Origin of the sequence: Brotaphodocola sp. (assembly GCF_050873065.1) — a bacterium.
In the GTDB taxonomy this organism is placed as follows: domain Bacteria; phylum Bacillota; class Clostridia; order Lachnospirales; family Lachnospiraceae; genus Brotaphodocola.
Genome location: NZ_JBNMIC010000023.1, coordinates 1 through 12,015, shown reverse-complemented (window position 1 = coordinate 12,015; position 12,015 = coordinate 1). Strand labels below are relative to the sequence as shown.

Sequence of the window (12,015 nt, the reverse complement as noted above, 5' to 3'; positions counted from 1 at the left end):
CGTCTCATTCTCAGCCGAGATCCGGAACAACCGGAACCGCATCTGCCGGAATCGGACTGACAAATCCCTCTGCCGTCCGCTTCTCAAATTCCTGGCGCGCCTCGCTCAAAAGCTCGGGTTCTGTAAACAGATCAATCGCCGTCGCTGCAAGCACCTTTCCGGCGCAGACTGCTGCCTTGTGTCCGATCTCAGTCCGGTCACAGGATACATTCTGCCAGCTGTGACCCGGGCAGCCGTTCGGCCATGCTGCGACATGGATCTGGGCAGTCGGCGTCAGCCAGCTCACATCTCCGACATCTGTCGATCCTGCCTTAAATGCCTCACCCTGATAGAGAGGAGCAAGAAATGCATTCATCGCATGACCGACCTCTTTCTGCTTTTTCACAACCTCTTCTCTCAGTGCAAAGTCATTTTCTGCCGCAACACCCGGAACCTGGTCATTTCCTGCATAAGTTTCAGAAAGCTCATCTGCAAATGCATTCTCCTCCTCCGTGTAGGACGGAACACCGATCTCCGAAAAGTTCTTGTACAGAACCCGCTCAAGTGCGAAATTGCTGATCGTATCGGACAGACCATCGATAAACTTGCGCTCAATCGTCGTATCCGTCATCAGAGCTGCGCCCTCGGCAATCCGGTCCACACGCTTCTGGAGATCAATCGCCTCCGACACGTGATTCGAGCGGACCATATAAAGGACACTCGCTCTCGGCTGCACAACGTTCGGACTACATCCGCCCGCATCGGTGATCGCATAGTGCACTCTCGCCTTGTCGCTCATATGCTCACGAAGGAACTGCACTCCGATATTCATCAGTTCCACTGCATCAAGCGCACTCCGTCCATACTCCGGTGCTCCGGCCGCATGGGAGGCAACACCGGTGAATTTGTACTGTACCTGAATACAGGAATTTGAGGAACCGGTTGCAACCTCATTGACATCATCCGGATGCCAGGTCAGCGCTGCATCGAGATCTTTCCAGACTCCGTCGCGCGCCATAAATGCTTTTGCAGCTCCGCCTTCCTCACCCGGACAGCCGTAGAGGACGACCGTTCCCGGAGTCTTTGTCTTCTCTAAATAAGCCTTTACACCAAGAGCAGCAGCAAACGCACCGGCTCCGAGAAGGTTGTGGCCGCAGCCATGACCGGTTCCACCTGCAATTCGCTCCTTGCGCTCCGTGCTTCCAGCCACCTGGGAGAGACCGGAAAGTGCGTCATACTCTGCGAGAATTCCGATCAGAGGACGTCCGCTTCCATAGCTTGCGGAAAATGCCGTCTCAATCCCGCTGATCCCTTTTTCCACGCGGAATCCCTCTTTTTCCAGAGTCTCACAGTAAAGAGCCGCAGACTGAAACTCCTTCAGAGACAGCTCTGCATACTCCCAGATTCGATCTGCCACTCCGCAGATCTCCTCCTTTTTCTCCTCAATCACGGCAAGCGCCGCCTTCTTCTCTTCTGTCATCTCTTAAACGCTTCCTTTCTCTGTCATAACGCTCTTCCCGTCTCTTTCCGCAAGCTTTTACAATACCTTTGCAAAGAACTCCTGGAGTCTTGCATGCTTCGGATGCTCGAAGATCTCCTCCGGAGTTCCCTGCTCGAGAAGCTTTCCATCTGCCATAAAGAGCACGCGGTTTCCGACCTCGCGGGCAAAGCCCATCTCATGCGTCACGACAACCATCGTCATTCCTTCTTTTGCAAGTTCCTTCATAACATCGAGAACCTCTCCGACCATCTCCGGATCAAGAGCGGAAGTCGGCTCATCGAACAGCATAACCTCCGGTTCCATCGCAAGCGCACGCACAATCGCAACTCGCTGCTTCTGTCCGCCGGAAAGCTGAATCGGATAAGCACCTGCACGGTCCTTAAGGCCGACGCGGTCGAGAAGAGCCAGTGCCTTCTTCTCTGCATCCTCTCTGCTCATTCCGCGCACCTTCATCGGTGCAAGCACCATGTTCTCGAGAATCGTCATGTGCGGGAAAAGGTTGAAGTGCTGGAACACCATTCCCATTTTCTGACGGAGATGATCGATGTCGAGCTTGACCGTCTTTCCGTTCTCATCCTCGTATTTCTTCTTTGTGATATCAATTCCGTCAAAGATGATTGCTCCTCCGGTCGGTTCCTCGAGGAGATTCAAGCTGCGCAGAAATGTAGATTTTCCGGAACCGGACGGTCCGATCACGACCATTACATCTCCCTTGTTGATGTCCACGGTCACATCGTCAAGTGCCTTAATCGCTCCATGATTGTAATGCTTTTTCAGATTTTTTACCTGAATCAAACTATCTCTTGTCGCCACGGCTCATTCTCCTTTCAAAATATGCAATCAGCTTGGAAGTCGGGAAGCACAGGCAGAAGTAGATTGCCGTTGCTACCAGCAGAGGCTCCACGATGACAAAGGTTGCTCCCTTTACCGCGTTTACTGCGGACATAATGTCCTGCACACCGATCGTGTAGGTAATTGCCGACTCCTTGATGATAACGACAAACTCATTTGCAATCGCCGGCAGAATGTTCTTCAATGCCTGCGGCAGAATGATATAGCGCAGGTTCTGGACCTGGGAGAGACCGAGAGAACGCGCTGCCTCCGTCTGTCCGCCGTCAATTGACTGAATACCGGCACGGATGATCTCACAGAGATAAGCTCCGGAGTTCATTCCAAGCGCAATGACACCCGGGAAGAAACGGCTGAATTTAATGAATCCAAACATCTCAAATCCCGGCAGTTTCACCATTCCAAACACTCCATAATAAATGATAAAGATCTGCACCAGCACCGGAGTAGAGCGAAGAATCTCTACATATGCGGTTGCGAGGAAGGACAGCGGGTTAAAACGGCTGAGAAGCAGAAGAAATCCTCCTTCTCTCATATGACCATCCTTATCCAATCCGAGAGAGCGGAACGGACACACGTTTGACATTCTCATCAGCGCCAACACAAGGGCGATACAGAAGCCAATCAGGACGGTAAACACCGATAACAAAACCGTTACCAGAATTCCCTGGCCAAACAGCTGGGTGTAAGGCACAATTTTCGCAAAATTTTCTGCCTGAATAAACATAAGGTACTCCTTTCATGTTTTGTCGCAACTGTTCAGTCCCTTCACAGTCACGTTTTGTCTTACTCTAAGCGGTTCTAAGCGGTTTAAGGCTGTTTCATAAAAAGCAGTTCACAACCCCTAGAGTATGTTTGAAAAATGCATTAGGGATATTTCGCCTGAATGGATTTTTCAAGCACGCTCTATCCCGGCGGGATCTCAAATAGACAGCAAAAACCGCCAACCTTCCCTCTGAAAGGAAAAGCTGGCGAATTTTTGATTCCGCGTCCAGAAAATCCATCTGAACATCTGCAACTTGATTACTGCTGAACGTTTCCTTCAGAATCCAGCAGACCCTCATAGGTATTGCCGGAAGCCTGCTCATTTGCCTCTGCAATGAACTTCTCAATGGAACCATCCTCGGTTGCTGCTGCAATTGCCTCGTTTACAGCTGCAAGCAGAGACTCATTGCCCTTGCTGACACCGATTGCAGATCCCTTGCTGTCGTAAGGAACATCCATAACGATCTCAAGCTCCGGATAGTTCTGCTGATAGCTCTTTGCTACATCGGTCTCGATGAAAGCAGCATCCAGCTTGCCAGCCAGAAGCTCAGAGATGATATCGGTTACCTTCGGAAGAGATACGATGTCTGCATCCGGGGTGTTGGTATTTGCCAGATCCAGCTGAATCGAACCGGTCTGAGCACCTACGGATACATCGGACTTGTTAACTGCCTCAAAGGTGTTGAACTTGTCTGCATTGTCCTTTACGGTTACCAGAGACTGGCCGCCGGTGTAGTAGATATCGGAGAAATCCATGATACTCTCACGCTTCGGATCCGGAGACAGTCCTGCCATGCCCAGATCTACGGACTTTGTCTGAAGCTCGCTCAAAACGCCATCAAAGTCAACCGTAACAACCTCAAGTTTCAGTCCAAGATAGTCTGCAATGTACTGAGCCAGGGACATATCAAAACCTGCAAGCTGCGGCTTGCCGTCCTCACCGATTGCATAGAACTCATACGGAGCAAAATCCGGGCTGGTTGCTACCGTCAGGGTTCCGTCTGTAACGGTCTCAACGTCTGCGGTATCTGCCTTGCTCTCCTCAGCGGAAGACTCTTCCTTGGACTCGCCCTCTGCTGCAGTGGTCTCCTCCTTGGTCGTCTCAGCTGCTGCGCTGGTCTCTTTTGCACTGCTTCCGCCACATGCAGTTAAAGAAGCTGCCATGCATGCTGCCATGCCTAATGCCAGAAATCTCTTTTTCATAATTTTCATCCTCCTCATTCTGCATATATACATTTTAGATGAATATATGCATAAATATAAAACAGCTAACCGTTATCCATTATATCTTTTTTTTTAAATTAATCAAGTGCATTTCTCGTGGAAATTCAGGTTCTTCTACACAGTTTGGAATTTTCTGAACCGAAACTCCGCTTATTCCTGCATAAGCCCCGCAAAAAGTTCTGCCGGCACATAGGCCTTCACACGGATTCCCTCCGCCTCATATTCCTCAGAGAGAAGCTCGCCGTATTTGCGGATTGTCTGGATTTTCCCGGCCTCGCTGTATGCAAAAAGGCGTTCCATATACACTTTCTGGCTGCGCAGAATCTCCCCGAGCAGATCTTTCAGGCGGTCAATTCCGTCTCCGGTCTTTGCCGAGATTCGGATCTGGTAATCTGAGCGGAGATCTCTCGGAAGCTCCTCACCGGTCATCCGGTCCGTCTTATTAAAAATTGTGACCATCACCTTGTCCCCGACTTCCAGTTCCCGAAGCGTCTCATAGACAACATGCATCTGCATGTCCATCGCCGGGTTGGAACAGTCCACAACGTGAAGGATGAGATCTGCGTACTTTGCCTCCTCAAGCGTACTCTTGAATGCCTCAATCAGATGATGCGGAAGCTTCCGGATAAATCCAACCGTATCCGTCAGCAGAATCTGCTGTCCTCCGTCAAGTTCTAAGCTGCGCGTTGTCGGGTCAAGCGTCGCAAACAGCTTATCTTCCGCAAGGATTCCCGCATCCGTCAGGCGGTTTAAGAGCGTCGATTTTCCTGCATTCGTGTATCCCACAATCGCGGCAACCGGCGTGTGTGCCTTTTCCCGCTGACGGCGAATCACCTCGCGGTGGCGCTTCACTTCCTCAAGTTCCGCCTTGAGCTGGCTGATTCTCTCATGGATCAGTCGTCTGTCCATCTCTAGCTTTTTCTCACCCGGTCCTCTCGTTCCGATTCCGCCTCCGAGACGCGAGAGGGAACTTCTAAGACCAACAAGACGTGCCGCGCGATATTTGAGCTGTGCCAGTTCTACCTGGATCTTTCCCTCGCTCGTCGTCGCGCGGGAGGCAAAGATATCAAGAATAACCATCGTCCGGTCCATCACCTTCGTGTCAAGTGCATCTTCGAGGTTTCTCATCTGCGCCGGTGAGAGCTCATCATCACAGACAACACCGGTTGCGCCAAGCAAAGCGATCTGCTCCCGCACTTCGTCTATCTTTCCTTTTCCGAGATAGGTGCCCGGGTGAATCTGTTCGCGGTTCTGAATCATCTTGCCGACCGTCACGGCTCCCGCCGTCTTCACTAACTCCTCAAGCTCATCGAGGGAGGCTGCCGTATCTTCTTCCTCGCTGGTATTCACCGCAATCAGAATGACGCGCTCCTCCACTTCTTTCAATTCAATCAAATCTGCCATATTTTCTGTTCTCTTTCCAGATTGCAGTTAAGTCTCCTGCGATCCTGATCCTAATCTTAACCTTAATTCTACTTTTTTGTTTCTAATGAGTTCGTTTCTAATTATTTCCCTGGCGGGTTCTGAGGAAGGTGATTTCACGGCTGGTTTCATCCTCTTCTCCATACTTTTCCTCATAAGCTTCAAAGAGTTCCAGCGCCTTTCCGTAATCTCCGGCATATTCCCAGAGAACCGCCTCGTCGTAGGCAAGTTCCTTTGCCGTCTTCTGATTGTCCCCGACAAGAGCCAGCCCCTGCTCCACAGACGTCTGTGCCGAAGCATAATCCTTCTCGTTGATCTGATCCGTCGCCATCCGGCTGTAAATCTCCGCCTGCATAACGCCGAGTTTAAGCGCTTCCTCGTAATCCTTCTTTTCCGTCAGGCAGAGCGCCACCCCTCTCTTATAGGTCTCATTCTTGCCATCCGTCGCCAGAAGTTTCTGATACGTCTCAAGTGCCGTATCGTAATCTTCTGTGCGGTACTGCGCCTCAGCGAGTGCTCCAAGGATCTGTTTCTCATAATCCCCGAGTCGCTTTCCAGCCTTCTTTGTGGCGTCTGAGAGCGTCTCCAGTGCTGCCTCATAATTTCCCTGATTCAGGTACTCAACTCCTGCCTGTGCAAGCCGGTGCTCTTCTTTCCAGTTCCGGTGATGCACAAATCCAAACCCGCAGCAGATCACCACAACTGCGAGCAAAGCAATCAGAGCTCCGATGCGTCCACCCTGACCTCTCCGTCTTCTCGACGGTCCTTTCCGGCGAGTAGATCCCCGGCGCGACTCATCCATCCGTCTCGCCATCTCAGCACGTTTTGCCTGCTCCTTACGTTCCTGCTCACTGATTCGTCTCGCACCACCGGAATATCTTCGCCCGGATCCCTCTCCTCCATTTGCCGCACGGCTCATCTTTCTGGCACTGTCAAGTTCAATGATGCTTCCCTTTCTTCGCTTTACCCCGTCTGCTGAATATCTATCCACAATTCTCGCCTCTTACTTTCTTCCGGTGCTTCCGTGTCCGCCCCGGTCTTCATGGTCCAGATGATCCGTCTCCTCAAAGCTGATCTGCGGCTGATGTTCCATGATGCGGAACTGGCAGATACGGTCTCCCTCATGAATCTCGGTATCGCGCAGAGCGTATGCCGGGAAAAACCACTGATCCCCATCTCCGCAGTAGCTCTCATCAATGACTCCCATATGATTCGTCTGGATGATGCCAAAATTCTTGAAAGTACTGCTGCGCGGCACCACATGAGCCTCATAGCCCTTCGGAAGTTCCATTGCCACTCCGAGAGGAATCAGGCGAAACTCTCCTGCCTTCATCTTGGCGTCCTCCGCTGCCCGAAGATCAATCCAGTCCGACTTTCCATCCACATACGTCAGCTTTTCCATGTTTTCTTTAAAATATTTGATTCTGATTTTCATCCCTGTTCTCTTCCTTTTTTCTTTTCTTTTTTTATTCTTTATTCTTTTTTATTCTTTGTATCGGTATCTTCCTGCGTGGATGTCTGATCTGCCTGCTGCAGTTCCTCCTCCACTTCCTGAATGATCTCCTCTTTCTGCTCCGGATTCATTGTCGGCAGATCTGTGATTGTTCCGACTCCAAACCGTCTCAAAAATTCCTCGGTCGTCGCAAACAGTGCCGGACGGCCCGGCGCATCGAGGCGACCCGCTTCGTAAATCAGGCCATACTCGACAAGGCGATTGACCGCATGATCCGACGATACCCCGCGAATCCGCCCGATCTCAATCTTCGTCACCGGCTGGCGATAAGCTACAATCGAGAGCGTCTCCAAAAGAACGTCCGAGAGCACATGCTTCTTCGGCGCCGACGCCACACGGATCAGATTCTCATAATATTTTGCCCGTGTGCTCATCTGGTAGGCATTCTCAAGCTCAATAATCTGCATTCCGCGATTTTCCTGCTGATAACGCCTCTGAAGATTTCTGACTACCCGCTTTGCAACCTCCTCGCTCTGGTCAATCGCCGCCGCGAGCTGCTCCACCGGAACAGAATTTCCCATCGTAAACAGGACTGCCTCCACAATCGCCTCCCAGTCGGACGCCGGATAAATTCCCGGAATTGTATTCTCCTCCTCTGATTTCCCGGTTTGAACCGTCTCGGTCTGATCGTTCTCTGTCTCCTGCCTTACGATCCCCTGCCTTCCGTCTACTGCGTCCGCTTCCTGTGCACCCTCTGTGCGCGCAAACGCTTCCTCAAGGTGTCTCTCCTCCTCGTCGAGAAGAGCCTCCGCCTCCATCTGTGCATGGCGCGCCTCTATCGCCGCCAGATCAAATTCCTCGTCCTCATCATCATCGTCAAACAGACTTCCCATATCATTTCCTTTTCACTGCTTATTCGCGCTGCCGTATCATACAGAATTTTCCATTCAGAAAATCTCTGTCTGCATCCGGCAGCTATTTATCTTCCAGATCTTTCAGATCGATCGCCGACTCTTCTCCCTCAGCCTCAAGAATCTCAATATCCATGTCATCAAAAGCATGTTCCTGGGTGAGATGAATCTTGCCGATCTTCATCAATTCCAGAACTGCCAAGAACGTCACAACGACCTCAAGACGGCTGTCCTGTCCCTCTAACATCTGCCGGAAGCGGAAGGTCCGGTGTTTTCTCGCATACGTCATGACTTCCATCACCTTCTGTTCAAGGCTCACCGGCTCCCGCTTAATCGTTCCAAATTTGCTCCGAATCGGATCCACCTTGTCCCGCTGCCTCTTCATCACAGACTCAAAGATCCGCTGAAGCTTCGCAAGTGTCAGCCCGTCAAGAAGCTCATCAAGATCCACCGGCTGTTCGTATCTTGCCACCTCCCGCGGAATTGTCGGGCCTTTAAAGAGAATCCCCTCTGCTTCCTCCTCCATATCAGAAAGCTCCTGTGCCATCATCTTGTACATCTTGTACTCCATCAGGCGGCGGACAAGCTCTGCACGCGGATCCTCTCCGCTCTCCTCCTCATCCTCCTCCGGGGCAGCCGGCAGAAGCATCCGGGATTTGATATCTAAAAGTGTTGCCGCCATCACAAGGAAGTCGCTGACAAGATTTAAGTCCTCTTTTTCCATCTGGCTGACATAGGCGAGATACTGCTGCGTAATCTCCACAATCGGAATGTCGTAGATATCGATCTTATTTTTTTCGATCAGATGAAGCAAAAGGTCAAGCGGACCCTCAAATTTCTCCAATTTATATGAAATTGCCGCCATATTCTCCCCACATTTTCCTAAAAGTTTCGCAACTGTTTCATCCTTTTACAGTCACACAATTTCTTTCCAAGTATAACAAAAAACCCCCGCCCTGTAAATAAGGGGCACCGCAAAATGATGCCGCTCTTCTTCCAGAGCAAGGGGGTTATCTATTCCTACCGGGTGTACGGCATTGCAATCTCCTCAAAGAGATCAGGATTTTGTCTCTGCCAGATCTCAAAGGTCAGGCCCGTTTCAGAGATTCTGTGTCCAAGTTCCTCAAAGAATGCAATCACCTGATCTTCCGAGAGAGTGCCAAGAAGCTCTCCCATCTTTTCTTTATTTTGGAGATCGCAGCCACCGTAAGTCAGCTGAAACGCGATCTGCATCTCTCCGTCCACTTTCTTCGCAGCACCGCGCAGGCCTACAACTCCTGTCTGGTGCGTTCCGCACGATGACGGGCAGCCGGAAATATGAATCTTCGGCAGAACACCGTCTGCAAATCCTTCCCTGCGCTCCATCTCGACAAGTTTCTGAAGCATTCTCTGGGAATCCCTGAGTCCCTGCTGACAGATCGAACTTCCGATGCATGCCACGGAACAGGAAAATTCTGTCTCAGCTCCGTCCGCTGTGCAGGCAAGCACCCGCTTTGATTCTTTTCCGGTACAGTTGATGATGTAAATGCTCTCATCCGGGGCAATGCGAAGTTCTACCTGATCCATCTCCCGAACTGTCTCATAGATCCGCTCAAAAAACTCCGGATTCGGACAGCCGCCGACCGGATGATAGACAACTGCGCAGAGTCCTTCCTGCTTCTGTGCAATCACCCGCTTTGATTCCGGGATTTCTCCGTCCGCCTTCTTCTCCCCAAAAAGTTTCTTTTTCTCATCCGTGAGAATAAGATCAAGGTTTCTTCCGGATTCATAAACAGCTCTCAGTTTTTCCAAAAATGCATCCCGGTAGGCTTCTGATCCGCCAAGGGTATCCTGCATATAGCGGCTTCTCGCCTTTGCGCGGTTCTCGTAATTTCCATAGGTCAGAAACATCTCATGCATCGCCTCTACATAGTAGAGAATCTGATCCGGCTCCACTCTCTCTGCGACCCGCACACCGATCTTTGCATTCAGTCCGAGTCCTCCCGCACTGTACACGTCAAAGCAGCCATCCTCCCGCGCGACAAATCCGAGATCCCGGTAAGTCGCATGCGTCAGATTCGCCGGAGAATTGGAAAATCCAACTTTGAGCTTTCTCGGCATCTTCGGTCCGTGAATGTATCCGAGCAAAAAATCGGAAGTGACAAGCGCATAGGGCAGCACATCAAAGTACTCTCCCTTCTCAACACCGGAGAGCGGGGAAACCATCGTGTTTCTCGGGAAATCTCCGCCGCCTCCTCTCGTGATGATTCCATGCTCCACGGCCTCTCTCGCAAGCACACACACATCTTCTCCGGAAAGGTTGTGAAACTGAACCGTCTGACAGGTCGTAACATGCACTTTCGTCACCTGATATTTTTTCACGGAGTCTGCAAGAAATTTCAGCTTTTTCCGGTCAATTCTGCCGCCCGGAAGACGCAGGCGCAGCATATTTGCCTCTGCCCCTCTCTGCGCATAACTTCCGAATCCGCCCGAAATCCCCTTGTACGTCTTCGCATCGATCTCTTTCCGGTAGAACTGCTCCGTCGCCTGATCAAACGCCGTATAATCACTCAGCCAGAGACTCGGATCCGCATGAAGTTCTCTGCCGCCGTAAATATGTCTGCTCTCAAATTCTGTATTTCTGGTATCCGTCATGGAATCAATCTCTCCTCTTCTCACCCCTATGTACTCGACACTGTCCATCTGTCTGTTTTCTGACAGCCGCCCTCAGTCGATCCACCTATCTTGGGGTTTTGCTTCGATTTATTTCCGACTAATTTACCATGAATTAAATTTACTGTCTATCGGCATACTTGCGCATTTTTTCGCAATAAGTCTCTTCTCTTTTCGTATTTTGCACGAATTCTTGCATTTTATTCCGCTATTTGCTGTTTTAATTTCAATACAATCAGCTGGGGACGATTTCCAAGGCGAAGATTGATCGAGTGGGTTCCGAGACCTCTGCTGACAACCATCGTGCGGCCATTCTCCTCAAACGTGCCCGCACAGCACTTGCGGAAAAACTGAAACTGGGGTGTCATTACCCCGCCCAGATACGGGAGACGGATGGTTCCGCCGTGAAAATGACCACAGAGCGTGAGATCCGCCCCCCACTGGGCATATGCGTCAAAGAAGAGCGGAGAATGTGCCAGAAGGATCTCAAAGCGGCGCGGATCTGCCTCTCCGAGATGATATTTGACGTAGCGCTCCGTCATCCTTGCCGGTGAAAAGTCGCGGTAATACGGGCGATCGATATTTAAACCGCTGATTGCGAGATCCTCCCCGACGTGAAGCGTGCGGTCTGACAGATAGCAGATCCCGCATTCCCTCAGAATGTGCAGAAATTCCCGGTACATCGATCCGTAAGTCTCCCACTCCCTGCAAAGACGCTGTTCATGATTGCCGTTTCCGTAGAAAATCCGGCAGTTTTTTATCTGACTCAGCTCCTCCATCAGCTCCCGCGTCACAGTCAGGTCTGCAAGTTTCTCCTTTGCGACCATCGTGTCCCCGCCGATCAGGATCAGATCCGGACCGACCTCGCGGATCGCCTCGACAAGCTGCTCATTGTTTTCTCCAAACTGTTTGTCATGCAGATCAGACAGAAAGACTGCCGTCCACTCCCTCGCAAGCTTTTTCGAGGAAATCTCAACTTCCTCTGTCACAAAATGATCTCTCTCATAGCGGGATCTCGCAAGAACTGCTGCCGCCCCCGCTGCACCTGCCGCTGCCCACGGCAGAACCTGTCTGATTCCAAATGTCATCTCTCCTTGTCCCTCTCTATACCTTTTTTATATAGGCGTTTGCGAAACGCCACAAGCCGCATAAATACGGCATTTTTTGTTACCTATAAACAAATAACTCCTCACCGGATATGGTATAATAGAGTTGACTAAAAACTATAAACCTACATCCAAGAAAGGAGTTATTCTGAT

Annotated in this window: 11 protein-coding genes; all 11 read right to left on the bottom strand. The window is 50.8% G+C overall.

Annotated elements, in window-relative coordinates; all coding sequences use genetic code 11:
* Positions 1–10: 10 nt before the first annotated feature.
* Entirely contained in the window at positions 11–1,459 is a 1,449-nt protein-coding gene (locus tag ACR0QE_RS07705) for a M20 family metallopeptidase (protein WP_432627790.1), read from the bottom strand.
* Positions 1,460–1,516: 57 nt separating this feature from the next.
* Complete coding sequence (locus tag ACR0QE_RS07700) at positions 1,517–2,293, bottom strand: amino acid ABC transporter ATP-binding protein (RefSeq protein WP_432627789.1); 777 nt, start codon at positions 2,291–2,293, stop codon at positions 1,517–1,519.
* Positions 2,277–3,056 carry an amino acid ABC transporter permease gene (locus ACR0QE_RS07695; RefSeq protein ID WP_432627788.1) on the bottom strand — a complete coding sequence of 260 codons (780 nt, stop codon included), beginning with the start codon at positions 3,054–3,056 and terminating at the stop codon, positions 2,277–2,279. Before ACR0QE_RS07695 ends, ACR0QE_RS07700 begins: the two co-directional genes overlap by 17 nt.
* 296 nt (positions 3,057–3,352) lie before the next feature.
* Positions 3,353–4,297 carry a transporter substrate-binding domain-containing protein gene (locus tag ACR0QE_RS07690; protein ID WP_432627787.1) on the bottom strand — a complete coding sequence of 315 codons (945 nt, stop codon included), beginning with the start codon at positions 4,295–4,297 and terminating at the stop codon, positions 3,353–3,355.
* A 171-nt stretch (positions 4,298–4,468) separates the two neighbouring features.
* Positions 4,469–5,722: a GTPase HflX gene (gene hflX, locus ACR0QE_RS07685; protein ID WP_432627786.1), complete on the bottom strand. Its 1,254-nt coding sequence runs from the start codon at positions 5,720–5,722 to the stop codon at positions 4,469–4,471.
* A 97-nt stretch (positions 5,723–5,819) separates the two neighbouring features.
* Positions 5,820–6,731 carry a tetratricopeptide repeat protein gene (locus tag ACR0QE_RS07680; protein WP_432627785.1) on the bottom strand — a complete coding sequence of 304 codons (912 nt, stop codon included), beginning with the start codon at positions 6,729–6,731 and terminating at the stop codon, positions 5,820–5,822.
* A gap of 12 nt (positions 6,732–6,743) precedes the next feature.
* Complete coding sequence (locus ACR0QE_RS07675; protein WP_432627784.1) at positions 6,744–7,175, bottom strand: dUTP diphosphatase; 432 nt, start codon at positions 7,173–7,175, stop codon at positions 6,744–6,746.
* A gap of 38 nt (positions 7,176–7,213) precedes the next feature.
* Positions 7,214–8,086, bottom strand: a complete 873-nt coding sequence (gene scpB, locus ACR0QE_RS07670) for an SMC-Scp complex subunit ScpB (protein WP_432627783.1) — start codon at positions 8,084–8,086, stop codon at positions 7,214–7,216.
* Between the two features lie 82 nt (positions 8,087–8,168).
* A complete protein-coding gene (locus ACR0QE_RS07665; RefSeq protein ID WP_432627782.1) occupies positions 8,169–8,969 on the bottom strand; it encodes a segregation and condensation protein A in 801 nt (266 codons plus the stop codon).
* A 155-nt stretch (positions 8,970–9,124) separates the two neighbouring features.
* Positions 9,125–10,738, bottom strand: coding sequence for a nitrite/sulfite reductase (locus tag ACR0QE_RS07660; protein ID WP_432627781.1), 1,614 nt, complete (start codon positions 10,736–10,738; stop codon positions 9,125–9,127).
* Between the two features lie 218 nt (positions 10,739–10,956).
* Positions 10,957–11,844 carry a metallophosphoesterase gene (locus ACR0QE_RS07655; protein WP_432627780.1) on the bottom strand — a complete coding sequence of 296 codons (888 nt, stop codon included), beginning with the start codon at positions 11,842–11,844 and terminating at the stop codon, positions 10,957–10,959.
* Positions 11,845–12,015 lie beyond the last annotated feature (171 nt).